Source organism: Draconibacterium halophilum (genome assembly GCF_010448835.1).
GTDB classification, from domain to species: Bacteria; Bacteroidota; Bacteroidia; order Bacteroidales; family Prolixibacteraceae; genus Draconibacterium; species Draconibacterium halophilum.
The window spans coordinates 1,375,292-1,392,498 of the sequence record NZ_CP048409.1; the positions used below are offsets into that span (position 1 = coordinate 1,375,292).

Here is a 17,207-nt window from a genome sequence, read left to right on the forward strand (position 1 = left end):
CTTTTATTCTTTCCAGAATGATGGCGAGAAAAGTACCAAAACAGTAAACAGCTCCAGGCGGCCAAGCAGCATCAGAAATGATAAAAACCATTTCCCGATTGGTTTGATGTGGTAGAAATTTTCTGCTGGTCCAACTGTTCCTAGGCCAGGTCCGATATTTCCTAAGCAGGTAGCAACGGCACCCATCGACGATTCCATATCGGGTTCAATTAATGTGAAAACAACCGTGCTGATTGCAAATATTACAAAGTAGATCATAAAGAATGCCAGCACGTTAGTTACGATTTTCGGGTCGACAGAATGTTTGTTAAACCGAACGGGAATAATGGCATTGGGGTGAACCAAACGTTTTAGTTCGTAGTAGCCGTTTTTCAGCAAAACAACAATTCGCATAATCTTTATTCCTCCACCGGTTGATCCTGCAGAACCTCCAAAAAAGAAGAGTACAAAGATGAGCATGGTTAAAACCGGAGGCCATGTAAGATAATCAGCCGTGGCGTATCCGGTAGTTGTTATTATTGTGAGTACCTGGAATAATGAATCGCGAAATGCTTTTTCAACGCCAAATTCAGTAGAAATTAATAAGCCAATAAAAATAAGGGCTGTAAATCCAAGTGTGAAAAAGCTGTAATATTTAAACTCTTCATCCTTAAAAGCCACCGAAAATTTGCCTTTTATAGCAAAATAAGAGAGGGTGAAGTTGGTTCCGGCAAGGAACATAAAAAGAATAATTACATACTGAATAAATGGTGATGGCCAGTGAGCAATACTTGCCTGTTTTGTTGAGAATCCTCCGGTAGCCATGGTGGTAAACGAATGACAAATGGAGTCGAAAAATGTCATTCCTCCGACCCATAATAACAGCGTTTCGGCCACCGTAAATGCCAGATAAATTACCCAAAGTGTTTTTGCCGTTTGTTTAATTCTGGGGCTGATTTTGTCGGGTGTTGGCCCCGGAACTTCAGCCATAAATAACTGCATGCCACCGATTCCAAATACCGGCAAAATAGCCAGCGATAAAACAATAATTCCCATGCCTCCCAGCCATTGGGTGATACTTCTCCAGAACAATATGCCATGGGGAAGCGCCTCAATATCGTTTAAAATGGATGAGCCTGTTGTTGTAAAACCGGAAATGGTTTCGAAAAATGCATCGGTAAAATTGGGAATGGAACCACTTATTAAATAAGGTAAGCTTCCAAAAAATGAAAACACAATCCAAACCATTGATACGATTATAAATCCTTCGCGTTTGCCAATGTCTTTTTTGGCTTTTGAGGTACCGGCAACAATTAGTCCTCCAATTGCCAGGCTTATTCCGGCAGAAATTAAGAATGCTGTGACATCGGGCTCACCATAAATCAGAGCAACCAGAAGAGCAATGCCCATGGCAATCCCCTCAACAAATAATAAAAACCCAAGTACTCTGAATATGATTTTAAGATTCATTCTCTGGTAGTTTGTCCTTATTTAAAGAATTTCTCCAGCTTTTTTATGCCTGAAGGCAGGGTGAATACAACGACTTTATCGCCTTCCTGAATTTGAGTATAGCCGTGTGCGATGTAGCCCATGTTTCCACGAATCACTCCTCCAATTTTTGCTTCCTCCGGGAAGTCAAGATCTTTTATGGATTTTTGTGTGATTTTAGCACCCGGTTTAGCAATGAACTCAAAAACTTCGGCATCGGAAGCCGTTAAGCATTTTACTTTCGAGATCTCGGCATTAAGTGTAAAACGGTAGATATAACCGGCAGCAATAAGTTTTTTATTAAAAATACTACCAATATCCATATTGTCGGCAAGGTTCATATAGGCTAAGTTTTCAACCTCGGCAACAGTTCTGCGAACACCGTATGTTTTTGCCAGGTGACAGCCTAGAATATTGGTTTCTGAATTTCCGGTGGTTGCCACAAAAGCATCCATTTTTTCAATTCCTTCTTCCCGCAACAAATTCAGGTTTCGGCCATCGCCATTAATTACCAGCACGTTTTCATATTTGTCAGCAATTTTTTCACATTTTTTACGGTCGCCTTCAATAATTTTTATCCGGTAGTTTTCTCCCAGTTTTTCAATTGCTTTTTGGGCAATTCGGCTACCTCCTAAAAACATAATGTTTTTAACCTCAAAAAGTTTTTTGCCGGTTAATTCGTAAACATTGTTTTGCTCGGCCGGAGTGGTAACAAAAAATACAATGTCACCATTTTTTACAAAATCAGTACCATTTGGGATGATGGTTTCGTTGTCGCGGTTAATTGCCACCACTAATAAATGCTGGTTTTCTTGCGATAACTCTTCAAAAGTTTTATTGAGAATGGGTGCATTTTCGCGCACTTTAATTCCCATCATGATGAGTTTTCCGTTTGAAAACTCGATTAACTGACGAGTAGCTGTTTGTTTTACCGATGCAACAATTTCTTTTGCTGCCAGACTTTCAGGGTAAATCAGTTCGTTAATTCCCAGGTTGCTAAGCTTTGCCCTATATCTTTCCTGAAGGTATTCCGAGTTGTTTATTCGTGCAATTGTACGGTTTACGCCCAGGTACGATGCCATTGAACAGGCAAGAACGTTCCGCTCCTCAAATGGGGTAACTGCTATAAATAAATCGGATTTTGCCAGGTCTGTACTTTTTAAATCCTGAAAGGAATGAGCCGATCCCGGAATTGTCATCAGGTCTACCTCACCACTTATCTTCGCTAGTTTCTCAGGAGAATCATCCAGTAAGGTGATGTCATGGTTTTCATTGGTTAACATTCTCGCCAAATGTGTTCCTACTTCACCTGCACCTGCTATAACAACTTTCATCTGATTATAATTGTTAATTATCAAAAGTATTCGATGGAACTCGCTTCTAAATGTCTATTCTCTATGCAAAAAAAATGCATGCGCGTTTCACCTGTCTGTATTATTTAATGAAGCAAAATAATGCATTCTGTTCTTAAACTCCACGGAAAACTCTTTATTATTTCTCGCTTCCACCATTAAATTAACATTCTAAATTACAAAATGCGTACAGTAAATTGTAAGAATTATCCAAATTCTTTTTCAACTCAAATACAGCGAAAGAAAGGCTGTTTTGATCTGGATTGTACGTCTACCAAGCGGTAGTAAATGCTCCTTGAACTGAAAGAATGTGTTGGTTTTTATTGAGAGAAGACATATCCCGGTCGGGATAGTATTTTATATAGCAGCAATCTTCAGGAACTAATTCTTTGCCAATATTTGTTCGACTACTAACGATTATGTCTGGCACTATCTTGTTTGTAGCTGGAATATTATGGGGTTTTAATAAAATATTTTTCCCTTCAAATATAGCTAGTCCTTTGTCGATCAAAAGAAAATCATCGCGGTATGTGGCTCCAGCGGTTAAATAAATGGCGTCTGCTAAACGTTTCTGACGTTTTATGTCTTGCACTGAGCTAAAGTTGTAATCATCAACCGAAAGAGTGTCTTCTGAAATTACATACATTTTGTTTGCTGCAATAAAACAAGCCACTGGTTCTTTTGAGTTTAGCACAATTATTTCGTGCTGATTTATTTGTTTATACCCTGAAAACAGAATTAACGAAGCCAGTAGCACTCCAAACGAAATGGCTGACTTTAGAAACAAGGCTCGCCGAGAATTCAGAAATAAGAAGATGGAAAACAGAATGGCGGATACAAGAAGCAGCTCAGGCATATGCAGCACAACGTCGGGTGTTGATATTGGAAATGATTCGATAGACGATAGCACAAAGTATACTCCTTTTATAATCCATTTTACTGCGGCTGAAATAAGATTAGCCAATAGAGGTATTTGTGAAAAGGCCAACAAACCCAGCCCAAGAGGGATGAGTAGCATGGCTGCCGGAATAACAACAATATTGCTTAATAAAAAGTAGGTTGGAAATTGGTTAAAATAATAGGCAGATAGCGGAAATGTGGCTATTTGGGCCGCAATTGAAACGGTAATCAAATTCCAGAAAAATAAACCAACTTTATTTTTTATGTGCCATAGTCCGGCAATTCGTGGTTGCAGAAAAACAATACCAAAAACGGCCGTGTAAGAAAGTTGAAAGCCTACCTCGAAAAGATTATTCGGATTTACCAATAAAAGTAAACATGCTGAAGCAGCAAGCGTGTTGTAGATGTTGGCTCTTCGGTTAATATTGCCGGCAATAATTATCAGGCTGAACATGGTGCATGCCCGCAAAACGGAAGGTGACAAGCCGGTTATAAAAGCGTAGCACCACAAAAAACCAATGGAAAGTAATACGTAAATAAACCGGCCAGTTCTGTGTTTTTGCAGGAACCCAAAGCAGAATGAAAAAGTAAAGAAAAGTATACCGACATGCAATCCTGAAACGGCCAGTACATGCATGGCTCCAGCTGAAGAGAATACACGTTTTGTCTCCCGGTCAAGCTGGCGTTTGTAGCCAAGTGTAAGCGCCGAAAGAATCTCAGTTTCCTGCGTTCCGATTTCCTGATCGCGGTATATTTTTAGTAGTTTGTTACGAATTGTTTCGGCCCATATAAGAGGAGCGTTGTTTATGTACCCGGTTAAATTCCAGTTTTCAGTTTTTAAATAAACCTGTCGGAAAATGTGTTTCTTCTCCAGGTATTTTTTGTAATCAAATTCGTGGGGATTTCCCCGGTTTTCAATCAGCTCGGGCGATTGCTCAAAAATAATCTGGCTACCCGGTTTCAATTGTTTAATGTTTTCAGCTTTTTCAAAATAAACCAGTATCTTTTCTCGTGTGCCAATCAGTGTATCTTCTGTTTTTATTGAATGTAAAAGGAGTAGGCTTTTGTAAGAGTTGGTTTTTTCCTGAGGTGTTTCCAGTACAGTAGCAGCCATCAACCCGTTTGTTTGCGGAGTAGAAACGTTGTTGTATTGTTCGTAAGTGATGGCTCCTGATAACGCGATCAGCATAAAGGCTATTATCCCAAAAAGCGGAGAAAGATAATAGTTATAGTATTTGTGAATCAGAACCAAACATCCGGTTATACCAAACGCTAAATAAATTAGAACGGTAGCATTTAAGGCTAATACGGAAGCAAGATAAATGCCTGTGGCAAAAGCGACTGTAATTCGTAAGAAGGGTATGTTTTTAAATGTATTTTCCAAAACCTATGCTTGAAGAATTAGCCTTTAAACGAAGGTTTTTTTGAAAAGGTTACATTTATTTTGGAACTTTTATCCGGTAATGTGGCCGAACTTTTCCTTTTGAAATGGCAATTAGCCTGCTTTTTAATAAGCGTTTGCGTAAAGGCGACAAATAATCGACGAACAGAATTCCCTCCAAATGATCGTACTCATGCTGGATTACACGCCCGGCAAATCCTTTGTGCGTTTCAATGTGTTCAACAAAATTTTCGTCCTGGTATTTAATTGTCACCTCATCGGGACGTTCAACATCTTCTCTGATTTCAGGCAAGCTCAAACATCCTTCGTTCATTGTCCATTCTTCGCCTTTGGTTTCAATAATCTCCGGATTGATAAAAACTTTTTTAAAACCCTCCAGTTCCGGTTCTTCGTCGGCACCCGATGATGCATCGATTACAAACATACGAATCGACATTCCAACCTGAGGAGCTGCCAGGCCAACACCATCAGAGAAGTACATGGTTTCCCACATATTCTCAATTATTTCATCAAGTTTGGGATGATCCTTTTTAATTGTTTTGGCCTTCTTTCTCAATAAAGGGTCGCCATATACTGTTACCGGGTATTTCATCTTATTATAATTGTTTATCCATTAAGGTATAAGAAGGAATTCCCACGATATGAATTGTGTGCGTATGTGGCAAAACTCTTGTCGTGGTAGTTTCATTCGTTATTCTTTTATCTTCAATTGCAACTCGCCTCACTGCGTAACAATCTTCTCATTCTTTGAGCATAGATTAAACAGGCTCGTTTCATAATCTAGAGTTGCGTTTTTGTTCTAAATAATTCTGTAAAATAATGGTTGCGCTTATCGCATCAACCAACGCTTTGTCTTGCCGTTTTTGTTTTTTTAGTCCGCCATCAATCATTGTCTGAAAAGCAATTTTCGATGTAAAACGTTCGTCGTAAATCTCCAGCTTCATATCAGGATATATTTGCTGAAACTTTTTTAAAAACGGATTGATAAATCTAACAGACTCAGACGCCTGGTTGTTCATTTGTTTGGGATATCCCACAACCACCGACTCCACCTCTTCCGTTTCGAAATAATCTTTCAGAAAATCCCAAATGGTGTGTGTTGGAATTGTGGTTAAACGACTGGCAATAATCTGCCCCGGATCGGTAACTGCCAATCCTATTCGTTTTTTTCCGTAATCTATTGATAATATGCGCGGCATAGTTTAAATAAAAATCGCGGCAAAAGTAGAGAGAATTGCTTAGAAAAAAAAGTGCTTAAAAGCCTGTCGTTTAGGTGTTGTAACTTTTGTTCTTTCTGCATGCTGCTTTTTTGGCACAGGCTTTGCAATTACAAAGGCAGATATCGATTTTTATTTTGGCGCCAACAGAGCATCGCAAACAAATTGTTGAATTTTAAAATTTATTGTCATGAAAACAACGACATTCAGATTGTTTGCCACGATTATTACTCTGGCGGCAATTACACTAATTACAATAGTTCCGGCCCAGGCTCAGCGCAGGGGAACACAACGAGGAACAGAAAAAAGGGAAGCTCCGAGAAGGAACAGCAGGACAGAGGTGAAAACAAAAAGTGCCTCTAAAACTTATCGGCAGTCAACACCAAAAAGCTCTGATAGAGCTGTACGATCAACGCCTAAAACAACTACGCGCCGTAACAGTGCCAATGTTCGTTCAGGCAACAGGAAATTTAACGATTCAAGATCGGTAAATCGCGATGTTCAGCGTAAACGTAGTTCGAATAGCAATTATAAATCGCAACAAAAATCGTCCAGGTCTTCAAGTAACGTTTACAGAAAAAGCCAACCCCAAAGGGCAAACAAAACCAGAAATGGAAATGTAAACAGACAATCATCGAGAGCGAAGATAAATACAAATAAATCGGGGCCGGCGGTTTCATCCGGAAGACGAACTTCGGGAAACAGGGTTGAAAAAGCTCGCCGTTATTACAATGTAGATACAAAAGACAAACGGTATAGACCGAATAATAGTTATCGGGGGAAAAACCAGAAGTGGAGTAGTCGAAACCGCTCAAAAGCAATGAACTACAACCACCGCGACCGGAAGTATTATTCAAATTACAACTACCGTAATAAAAACCATTGGGATCGTAGTTGGGAGCACTATCGTTGGAACCACAACAGCTGGAGCGATTATTACGGAGGATACCACCCGTACTCATATCGCTATCACAAGCATTATTATTACAATAACCATTACGGTCATGTAATTCGTAAGTTTGTTTATCGTCCCACAGTGTTTATGCACAACCATAATCGGTACTATTGCTACGATGGTCACTTTTTCCGTCACCAAAGAGGAATAGGTTATGTGTTGGTTAATCTGCCATTTGGGTTCACATTTGAACGATTGCCATATGGTTACGAGCAAGTTCATATAAATGGTTACTTATATTTCAGAGTTGGAAACTTGTTCTTTGAATCTTCGGCATATGGTTTTAACCTGGTGCATTACCCCGACCGGTATTACGCATACGACGACAATTATTACAATCAGGGCTACGATAACGATTATTATTATGAGCCTTACTAAGGAGACTAGACCTTGATTTAATACTGTTTTTACAGCACTGCCCGCCATCTATTATTTGGCGGGCAGTTTTTTTGTTGCCAGGCAAAGAAGGTTTTTGACATTTCTATTTTGAGAATATGTTATTGAATCTGTTTTTTTGTCAAACATTTTGTCTATTTTTAATCATCCAAATACAATGGTTATGGCTATTAAATTAAAACGAGATCAACTCCCGGCTAAAAAAGCAGAAAACTGGAAAAATAATTTTAAAGAAGAGTCAGAAAAAACCTTTAACTTGAAGCTGTCTCCAATCATCCTGCAAAAAGAAACCTATAAATCATTGATAGGAGATAATGAAAACCGCCTGCGGGTTTACCTGGGGCTGGAAACTGATAAGGATGGTGATAGATATGTACTTTGTGCTTTTGCTGTTTCTGCATTTCTTCTTGGTAGTGGAGATGTTTATGCCGATTACGAAACCCCTGTTTTTAAACTCAATAAAGTAAACGAGGACTTCACAAATAATACAGATGCTGTTATAAAAAGCGTTCGATTATATCGTCAATGGCGAGCCGGAGAATTAGATGAAACGCATGAAGGAGCAGCTTTTCGGCAATACATTTATCCAAAGGCTTACTTGCTTACCAAATTCGAACTGCACGAACTTTTTAATACGCAAAACCGAGATAAGGTGAAAATTGAATTGGGCATTAAAAAGACCATGGATGTGATGGTAAGTGCGGATTCTAATCAGATGCCAAAATCGGTGGAAGATGGTGGTGGAGACGATGATATTGAAGAGTATAATAGTTCAGGTATTTGTCCTCCATTTTGCGACGAGCGAAGTATTTATAATTCATAACAGTGAAGTTTTGAAATACATAATGATTAATTGGGTATCTATTTTGATACCTTTTTTTATTGGCATTTATCGCTTTAGTCATTTCAACAAGGCTTTACGGTTGGTTTTCTATTTTGTAGTATTTGGTACAATTACAGAAATTGTTACTCGTATATTCATTTATTTGGGAGTTACCAACACAATGCCTGTAATACTCTTGTATTTAATGGTTGTGTTTTTTATACTTGGGCTTTTCTATTCGCTCATATTAGAAGATATTCTTCGTAAACGCTTGGTGATTATTTTGATTATTCTTTTCGAACTTTATTGCTTGGTCAATACCATATTCTTACAATCAATTTATGAGTATCCTGCATTGCCACAGTCCATTAGTAAAATTATTCTTGTTGGCTTTTCTATTTTGTTTTTTTATAAGGTGATGACCGAAGCCCGTATCCCAAATTTATGGAAAGAACCATTGATTTATATAAATCTTGCTATTTTAATTTATTATGCAGGCAACCTGTTTTACTCTTTGCTGTTCAACTTAATTCTTGATTATTCAAGGGAATTTTCAAAGATAACGGTGTACTATTCTGATTTGCTGATGACATTGTTTTATGTTTTAATTGCCATTGGTTTTTGGAAAGCCGATCGCAAGCTGGATCCTATTTAATGGAGAGTATATGTTGTTGCCATAACCGCAAGTCCGAATATTGACTAAATTTTACAGAAAGTTCAATTTTGTTAACTAATTTAGCATTTGTTAAAATATGAATCGTGGAAGGAACCGGGAATTCAGAGTTATTATTCGTGTACTTAATTGGTACAATTGGAATGCTTTTATTAGCAGGCGGTATCTTTTTCTTTTTTATTGCATACCAGAAGCGCTTGCTAAATAAACAGCTCGAGTTAAATCGGGTAGTTCGCAATCAGCAAGAAGAAATTATTAAAAATACCATTCAGGCTCAGGAAAATGAGCGTAAACGTATTGCCCGCGATTTGCACGATGAGGTTGGGGCCATGCTTTCGGTGGTAAAATTAACTGTGGGAAGAATTGAAAAAAAAGCAGAAGCAGAGAGGACAAAAGAATTGGCGAACGAAACCAAAGCCTACCTCGACGATGTAATACTTCAGGTACGTCGCATTTCTCGTTCATTATTACCTCCTTCACTTGAAAAACTGGGATTGTACTTTGCATTAGAAGAGTTGGCAAACTGGGTAAATAAATCAGACCAATTAGTTATTGAATGCTGGAAAAGCGGAGAGCAATTTCGTTTTGAAAGTAAGCAGGAATTGGCTGTTTTTCGTATTGTTCAGGAATTGGTTAATAATGCCATTAAACACGCAGAAGCAGGTCGAATTGCAATTAATATTCGTTTTTCACAACAAAATGTAGCTCTTGTAGTTGAAGATGATGGTAAAGGGTTTTTTATGGAAGAGAAAATGCAAACGGGATTAGGATTAAGAAATCTGGAAAGTCGCTCTGAAATGGCACACGCAAAATTTAAAATGAAATCATTTCCGGGAAAAGGAACCCGGGCAATTATAGCTCTGCAAGTTGATGAATGATACAAAAGTTGATATCGTAGTTACGGATGACCATAAGCTTTTCAGAAAAGGTATGGTCGCCTTGTTAGACGATTTTGAAATTGTCGGGAATATCTATGAGGCCGGAAACGGAAACGAGTTGTTGGAGTTGCTTGAGAAACTGGAAAAAGAACCCGAGTTGGTACTACTCGATATTAATATGCCCGAAATGGATGGTGTTGAAGTAACCGGACATTTGCGGAAAAATTATCCTGATATACGAATTTTAATACTCAGTATGGAGGACACCCCACAACTGGTTGCTCATCTTGTTGGCGAAGGAGTAAATGGTTATTTATTAAAAAATGCAGAGCCCGATGAGTTAGAACTGGCGATAAAAAAAGTAATGAAAAACGATTTCTTCTTTTCGGGCAGTCTGTCGGGAGCCGTTTTGCAGGGATTTAAAAAAGATGTACCAACAGATTCCGGGTTAAAACTAAAACTCACAAAAAGAGAAAATCAGGTTTTAAAGTTGATTTGTGAAGAGTTAACGGCTACGGAGATTGGTGAAAACCTTAGTCTTAGTGCACGCACTATTGAAGGCCATAAATATAATCTACTTGAAAAAACCAATACCAAAAATATTGCAGGACTAGTCATCTTTGCCATAAAAAACAATCTTTATAAAATATAACAAGGAGCACAATTTGTGCTCCTTGTTGGATCCCATCTTCTTACTTTTTATCACCGTGACTCAGGGAAAAGAGACAGTGTTTATTGTAGAACTGTGTTGAAAGTTAGAGGATAAAAAATAATAGAAAAGAAAAGAGAAAACGGATAAAAGCGTTAGGAATGTGAATGTGTCTAACGAATGTGAATTTATTTTACGCTTTATTTCCATTGATGGTATCCTTTAGTTGTTATGACAAAGTTCGGAAAGAAAAATCAAAAAAAATAGCGTAGAATTACTCGATTTTAACCAGGTAATTCTACTTGGTTTTTCTTTTAGATCAAAAAAAAGAGCCACTCCGAAGAGCAGCTCTTTATAATCTTATCAATAATTTTTATTTCAAGTTAGCCTGAGCAGCAGCTACACGTGCAATCGGTACACGATATGGAGAACAACTTACGTAGTCCATTCCAACGCTGTCGCAGAACATTACTGATGAAGGTTCGCCACCATGCTCACCACAAATACCAACTTTAAGATCTGGTTTTGTGCTTCGGCCTTTCTCAACACCAATTTTAACCACTTGTCCAACACCTTCCTGGTCGAGTACCTGGAAAGGATCGTTTTTCAAAATGCCTTTTTCGATGTAGATTGGTAAGAATTTACCGGCATCGTCGCGCGAATAACCAAAAGTCATTTGCGTAAGGTCGTTTGTTCCGAATGAGAAGAATTCAGCATGTTCGGCAACCAAATCAGCGGTCATTGCAGCACGAGGAATTTCAATCATCGTTCCCACCATATAATCGCATTTAGCACCTTTTTCTTCGAATACCTTCTTAGCAGTAGCATGTATAATGTCAGCCTGTAGTTTAAATTCTTTAACAGTACCAATTAGCGGAACCATAATCTCAGGGCGGGCATCAACACCTTTTTGCGTCAGATTAACAGCAGCTTCAATAATGGCGCGTGCCTGCATCTCTGTAATCTCAGGATAAGTATTTCCCAAACGACATCCACGGTGACCTAGCATTGGATTGAATTCGTGAAGATCATCAACAAGTGCTTTTACATCTTCAACGCTAATGCCCATTTCTTTGGCCATATCTTTTTGGTTGGCTTCTTCATGAGGAACAAACTCGTGTAATGGTGGATCAAGTAAACGAATAGTTACTCCGTATCCGGCCATTGCTTCCAAAATCCCTTCAAAATCTTCACGTTGGTAAGGCAATAGTTTATCCAAAGCTTTACGACGATCAACTTCTGTTTTTGCCAATATCATTTCGCGCATTGCCTTAATTCTTTCTCCTTCAAAGAACATGTGTTCTGTCCGGCAAAGACCAATTCCTTGTGCACCAAAGTCGCGGGCAACTTGTGCATCGGCAGGAGAGTCTGCATTGGTGCGAACGGACATGCGTGTAAATTTTTGAGCAAGATCCATTATTTTTGCAAAGTTTCCGCTCATTTCAGGATCCATAGTTGAAACTTTTCCTTCATAAACTTCACCGGTACTTCCGTTTAACGAAATCCAATCACCTTCGTGGTATTCTTTTCCATCAATGGTCATTACACGGGTTTTGTAGTTTATTTTTACAGCTCCTGCACCCGATACACAGCATTTACCCATTCCGCGGGCAACAACAGCTGCATGAGAGGTCATTCCTCCACGAGCCGTTAATATCCCTTTGGCAATGTTCATTCCTTCCAAATCTTCAGGCGAAGTCTCGGTACGAACTAATACCGATTCCGGATAACTTGCAGCTTCGTCGGCGAAGAATACAATCTGTCCTGTTGCCGCACCCGGAGATGCTGGTAATCCTTTTGCCAAAACAGTTGCCGATTTCATGGCAGCAGTATCAAATACCGGGTGAAGCAATTCATCCAGTTTAGCCGCTTCAATTCTTTTTAAAGCCGTTTTTTCGTCAATACGGCCTTCTTCCAACATGTCAACAGCCATTTTTACCATTGCCGCCCCGGTACGTTTGCCGTTACGGGTTTGTAACAACCACAATTTCCCTTCCTGAATAGTAAATTCAAGATCTTGCATATCACTGTAGTGGTCTTCCAGCTTTTGCTGTGTATCATTTAGTTGACGGTACATTTCGGGCATTGCTTCTTCCAGTGACGGATATTTTGAAGCTCTTTCTTCTTCGCTAATGCCTTGAAGTTTTGCCCATCTTTTAGAGCCTTCAAGTGTAATTTCCTGTGGAGTACGAATTCCGGCAACAACATCTTCGCCCTGTGCATCAATTAAATATTCACCGTTAAAAATGTCTTCACCTGTTCCGGCGTCGCGTGTAAATGCAACTCCAGTACCTGAGTTGGATCCCATGTTTCCGAAGACCATTGCCTGACAGTTCACCGCGGTTCCCCATTCGTCAGGAATTTGTTCCATTCTGCGGTAATAAATTGCACGGTCGTTATTCCAGCTTCCAAAAACTGCAGCAACTGCACCCCAAAGCTGCTCCCACGGATCAGTTGGGAAATCTTTTCCAGTAACTTTTTTAACTGCTGCTTTAAAACGTGCAACCAATTCTTTTAAATCGTCAGTCGAGAATTCAGTATCCAACTGAATGCCTTTTTCCTCTTTTAGTTCTTCAATAATTTCTTCAAAAGGATCGATTTCTTCTTTGCTGGCTGGCTTCATGTCCATAACAACATCGCCATACATTTGTACAAATCTACGGTATGAATCCCAGGCAAAACGAGAGTTGCCTGATTTTTTAGTGATACCCTCAACGGCATCATCATTCATTCCCAAATTTAAAACGGTATCCATCATTCCCGGCATAGAAGCCCTGGCACCTGAGCGTACCGACATTAAACATGGATTTTCTTTGCTTCCAAATTCTGTTTCGGTAAGTTGCTCAACCAACGCAACTGCCGCTTCAACTTCTGGCTTTATGAGGTCGAATGTAGCTTGCTGACCTTGTTCGTTGTACATGGTACAAACTTCTGTTGTAATCGTAAATCCGGGAGGTACAGGAACACCAATAAGGTTCATTTCTGCAAGGTTTGCACCTTTTCCTCCAAGAAGGTTTTTCATGTTTGCTTTACCTTCAGCCTGTCCGGCTCCGAAAGTATATACATGTTTTGTCATAAAATTGTAATTTTAGTTATAATATTAGAATTAAAATCATTATTGAAATGGATCGCTAAAGTAACGTTATTTTTCCAATTTAGAAAGTTTTTAAACTGCTTTAAAGCCTGTTTTTGAGGCATGTATCATAATGTATTTAGGTAGAGACCTATTTGTATATGTCTCTTGTGCTTTAGTAGCATTTTGTTTAAATAGGGTCTGTTTCTATTGCTAATGTTTATTTGGTTTGTTATCACCTTCGTTCTTCCGAATTTATAAAAATGCTGGCTTGAAACATAACAAGCAGCAGGTTTAGTTCCTGAGCAACAACTGTTAACATTCTTTAACTTCCGTTGATACGAGTTAACTAAAATCTGCCTTATTTTTGTAATATAGAATTTGAATAGTTTAAGTGTTTTTTCATAGAGAATAGATTTGGTTAGGTTAGGAAACAGAGATGATATTAAACATCTCTGTTTTTTTATGTCCTGTTTTATCAGGATCATACATTCGTCTTTCCTGTAATGATAATGCTGATAAATACACCATCCGGAAGTTATAACATTCTTTAACTTCCGTTGATACGCATTAACAAAAATCTGCCGTATTTTTGTAGCATAGAATTTGAATAGTTTAAGTGTTTTTTCATAGAAATAGATTTGGTTAGGTTAGAAAACAGAGGTGGTGGTTCATCTCTGTTTTTTTATGTCTGCAACTGCCATTTTTTCATACAAAATTCTACTTTCCTGAAATTGTTTCTATATTTTTCTGAGTTGTCGTGACATTCTGTCTGTCAAAGGGTTGTGGTCTGCAAGTTGGTGTAGCCGAGATGCATTTAAAAACATAAAGCCATGAACTTTAATAATTTTACTATAAAATCGCAGGAAGCTATTCAACAAGCTTTTCAAATTGCACAGGGAAACAACCAGCAAGCAATTGAAACCGGGCATCTTCTTCGGGGATTACTTCATTCTGCCGAGAACGTTACCGAGTTTTTACTTAAAAAACTAGATGTAAACGCCACCATTTTTAAACAGGCTCTCGATCAGATAATTCAATCCTATCCAAAAGTTTCCGGTGGAGAACAATATCTTTCTTCTGGTGCGAATCAGGCTTTGCAAAAAGCACTCGCATTGGCACAGGAAATGGGCGACCAATATGTTTCGGTGGAGCACATTTTAATGGCTTTGCTCGATGTAAAAGACAATACCAGCCGTTTAATGAAAGACAATGGTATTTCAAAGAAAGAATTGAAACTGGCCATTGAAGAATTACGAAAAGGATCGAAAGTTGACAGCCAAACAGCAGAAGACAAGTTTAACTCGTTAAATCGTTTTGCCGTAAACCTTAACGAGCGTGCCCGATCTGGGAAACTGGATCCTGTAATTGGTCGCGATGATGAGATCCGGCGGATTTTACAGATACTTTCGCGCCGCACAAAAAACAACCCTATTTTACTTGGTGAGCCGGGTACCGGAAAAACGGCAATTGCCGAAGGATTGGCGCACCGTATTGTGCGTGGCGACGTACCTGAAAATCTGAAATCAAAACAGGTATTTTCGCTTGATATGGGAGCTTTGGTTGCCGGGGCAAAATACAAAGGCGAATTTGAAGAACGTTTGAAAGCTGTTGTAAACGAGGTTATACAGTCTAATAATGAGGTGATTTTGTTTATTGATGAGATACATACCCTGGTGGGAGCCGGGAAAAGTGAAGGAGCAATGGACGCGGCCAACATTTTAAAACCGGCACTTGCCCGGGGCGAACTGCGTGCCGTTGGTGCAACCACCTTGGCCGAGTACCAGAAATATTTTGAGAAAGATAAAGCGCTTGAACGTCGTTTTCAGATTGTCCATGTAAATGAACCGGATACCTTGAATGCCATTTCTATTTTGCGTGGTATTAAAGAAAAGTATGAGAGTCACCATAAAGTGCAAATAAAAGACGATGCAATTATTGCGTCGGTTGAATTATCCCAACGTTATATATCTGATCGTTTTTTGCCCGATAAAGCTATTGACTTAATGGATGAAGCCGCGGCGAAACTACGTTTGGAAATTGATTCTGTTCCGGAAGAACTGGATGAAATTCAACGACGGGTAAAACAGCTGGAGATTGAACGCGAGGCGATTAAACGCGAAAATGATACAAAAAAGCTGAATTCATTAAATGAGGAGATTTCAAATTTAAAAGAAGACCAATCGCGCTTACGAGCTAAATGGCAATCGGAGAAATCGGTGATCGAAAAGATTCAGAAAAACAAAGAAGAAATTGAAACCTACAAGTTTGAAGCGGAGCAAGCCGAGCGACAAGGTGATTATGGCCGTGTTGCAGAATTGCGCTACGGGAAAGTAAAAGAAGTAGAAGCTGAGATTGAAAAGTATCAGGCTGAATTGGAGGAAATGAAAAAAGGAGAAACTCTGATTAAAGAAGAAGTTGATACAGAGGATATTGCTGAGGTTGTGGCTCGCTGGACTGGTATTCCGGTTTCGAAAATGTTACAAAGTGAACGCGAAAAGTTACTTCACATGGAAGACGAATTGCACAATCGGGTAATTGGTCAGGATGAGGCGATAGTTGCCATTTCGGATGCAGTGCGCCGTAGCCGTGCAGGTTTACAAGACGAAAAAAGGCCAATCGGGTCGTTCATTTTTTTGGGAACAACCGGAGTTGGAAAAACTGAGCTGGCAAAAGCTTTGGCTGAATACTTGTTTAACGACGAAAATATGATAACACGGATCGACATGTCGGAGTACCAGGAGAAGTTCTCGGTAACCCGTTTAATCGGTTCGCCTCCGGGATATGTTGGTTACGATGAAGGAGGCCAGTTGACAGAAGCTGTGCGCCACAAACCTTATTCTGTAGTCCTTTTCGACGAAATTGAAAAAGCACACCCCGATGTTTATAATGTATTGCTGCAGGTACTGGACGATGGCCGTTTAACCGATAACAAAGGTCGTACAGTAAACTTCAAGAATACAATTATTATAATGACTTCGAACCTGGGATCGCACATCATTCAGGAGAATTACGAAACGATGAATGACTCCAATGAATTTCAGGTGTTGGAGAAAACGCGGAGCCAGTTATTGGAAATGTTACGGAAAACAATACGACCTGAGTTCCTGAACCGTATTGATGAAACTATCGTATTCACTCCGCTATCGAAAGCAGCCATTAAGGAAATAGTTCGCGTACAGTTTGAGCAAATCGTAAAACGTTTATCGGCAAGCGATCTGAAAATTGAGTTAAGCGAAAAAGCAAACGATTGGTTATCGGGTATTGGATACGATCCGCATTTTGGTGCACGACCGGTAAAACGTGTGCTCCAAAAGTTTGTATTGAATGAATTGTCGAAACGGATACTTTCCGGCAATGTTGATAAGACAAAGCCGATTGTAATCGATTTTGAAAATGAATCCTTGGTTTTTAGAAATTAA

Annotated in this window: 12 protein-coding genes; 6 read left to right on the plus strand and 6 right to left on the minus strand. The window is 39.2% G+C overall.

Translation table 11 applies throughout. From position 1 onward, the window contains the following. Positions 1-3 precede the first annotated feature (3 nt). From G0Q07_RS05610 to ruvX, 5 genes are all read right to left on the minus strand, one after another. Positions 4-1,449, minus strand: a complete 1,446-nt coding sequence (locus tag G0Q07_RS05610) for a TrkH family potassium uptake protein (protein WP_163345159.1) — start codon at positions 1,447-1,449, stop codon at positions 4-6. Positions 1,450-1,466: 17 nt separating this feature from the next. Then, entirely contained in the window at positions 1,467-2,801 is a 1,335-nt protein-coding gene (trkA, locus tag G0Q07_RS05615; RefSeq protein ID WP_163345160.1) for a Trk system potassium transporter TrkA, read from the minus strand. Positions 2,802-3,090: 289 nt separating this feature from the next. Further along, positions 3,091-5,103 (minus strand): ComEC/Rec2 family competence protein, encoded by a 2,013-nt coding sequence (locus G0Q07_RS05620; protein ID WP_163345161.1) that lies wholly within the window; start codon positions 5,101-5,103, stop codon positions 3,091-3,093. Positions 5,104-5,158: 55 nt separating this feature from the next. Beyond that, on the minus strand, positions 5,159-5,713 hold the full coding sequence (gene def / locus G0Q07_RS05625; protein WP_163345162.1) for a peptide deformylase: 555 nt from the start codon (positions 5,711-5,713) through the stop codon (positions 5,159-5,161). A gap of 181 nt (positions 5,714-5,894) precedes the next feature. Continuing rightward, the gene (ruvX, locus tag G0Q07_RS05630; protein WP_163345163.1) at positions 5,895-6,320 is read right to left on the minus strand and encodes a Holliday junction resolvase RuvX; all 426 of its coding nucleotides are present in this window, start codon (positions 6,318-6,320) and stop codon (positions 5,895-5,897) included. Positions 6,321-6,528: 208 nt separating this feature from the next. Here ruvX and G0Q07_RS05635 point away from each other — a divergent pair, with 208 nt between their 5' ends. From G0Q07_RS05635 to G0Q07_RS05655, 5 genes are all read left to right on the plus strand, one after another. Then, entirely contained in the window at positions 6,529-7,671 is a 1,143-nt protein-coding gene (locus tag G0Q07_RS05635; RefSeq protein ID WP_163345164.1) for a hypothetical protein, read from the plus strand. Between the two features lie 181 nt (positions 7,672-7,852). Further along, positions 7,853-8,512 (plus strand): hypothetical protein, encoded by a 660-nt coding sequence (locus G0Q07_RS05640; protein ID WP_163345165.1) that lies wholly within the window; start codon positions 7,853-7,855, stop codon positions 8,510-8,512. A gap of 10 nt (positions 8,513-8,522) precedes the next feature. Beyond that, positions 8,523-9,167 carry a hypothetical protein gene (locus G0Q07_RS05645; RefSeq protein WP_163345166.1) on the plus strand — a complete coding sequence of 215 codons (645 nt, stop codon included), beginning with the start codon at positions 8,523-8,525 and terminating at the stop codon, positions 9,165-9,167. Between the two features lie 104 nt (positions 9,168-9,271). Next, positions 9,272-10,063: a sensor histidine kinase gene (locus G0Q07_RS05650; RefSeq protein WP_163345167.1), complete on the plus strand. Its 792-nt coding sequence runs from the start codon at positions 9,272-9,274 to the stop codon at positions 10,061-10,063. Beyond that, on the plus strand, positions 10,056-10,715 hold the full coding sequence (locus tag G0Q07_RS05655) for a response regulator transcription factor (protein WP_163345168.1): 660 nt from the start codon (positions 10,056-10,058) through the stop codon (positions 10,713-10,715). The genes G0Q07_RS05650 and G0Q07_RS05655 overlap by 8 nt, the downstream gene beginning before the upstream one ends. Before the next feature lie 370 nt (positions 10,716-11,085). Here the strand turns inward: G0Q07_RS05655 and ppdK are convergent, their stop codons facing one another. Further along, positions 11,086-13,788 (minus strand): pyruvate, phosphate dikinase, encoded by a 2,703-nt coding sequence (ppdK, locus tag G0Q07_RS05660; protein WP_163345169.1) that lies wholly within the window; start codon positions 13,786-13,788, stop codon positions 11,086-11,088. An 830-nt stretch (positions 13,789-14,618) separates the two neighbouring features. Here ppdK and clpB point away from each other — a divergent pair. Next, the gene (clpB, locus tag G0Q07_RS05665; protein WP_163345170.1) at positions 14,619-17,207 is read left to right on the plus strand and encodes an ATP-dependent chaperone ClpB; all 2,589 of its coding nucleotides are present in this window, start codon (positions 14,619-14,621) and stop codon (positions 17,205-17,207) included.

Excerpts from the sequence above, each read along its gene's own strand:
- G0Q07_RS05610 (WP_163345159.1), bottom strand. The coding sequence starts at position 1,449 with ATGAATCTTAAAATCATATTCAGAGTACTTGGGTTTTTATTATTTGTT.
- trkA (WP_163345160.1), bottom strand. The coding sequence starts at position 2,801 with ATGAAAGTTGTTATAGCAGGTGCAGGTGAAGTAGGAACACATTTGGCG.
- def (WP_163345162.1), bottom strand. The coding sequence starts at position 5,713 with ATGAAATACCCGGTAACAGTATATGGCGACCCTTTATTGAGAAAGAAG.
- ruvX (WP_163345163.1), bottom strand. The coding sequence starts at position 6,320 with ATGCCGCGCATATTATCAATAGATTACGGAAAAAAACGAATAGGATTG.
- G0Q07_RS05635 (WP_163345164.1), top strand. The coding sequence starts at position 6,529 with ATGAAAACAACGACATTCAGATTGTTTGCCACGATTATTACTCTGGCG.
- G0Q07_RS05640 (WP_163345165.1), top strand. The coding sequence starts at position 7,853 with ATGGCTATTAAATTAAAACGAGATCAACTCCCGGCTAAAAAAGCAGAA.
- G0Q07_RS05655 (WP_163345168.1), top strand. The coding sequence starts at position 10,056 with ATGAATGATACAAAAGTTGATATCGTAGTTACGGATGACCATAAGCTT.
- ppdK (WP_163345169.1), bottom strand. The coding sequence starts at position 13,788 with ATGACAAAACATGTATATACTTTCGGAGCCGGACAGGCTGAAGGTAAA.
- clpB (WP_163345170.1), top strand. The coding sequence starts at position 14,619 with ATGAACTTTAATAATTTTACTATAAAATCGCAGGAAGCTATTCAACAA.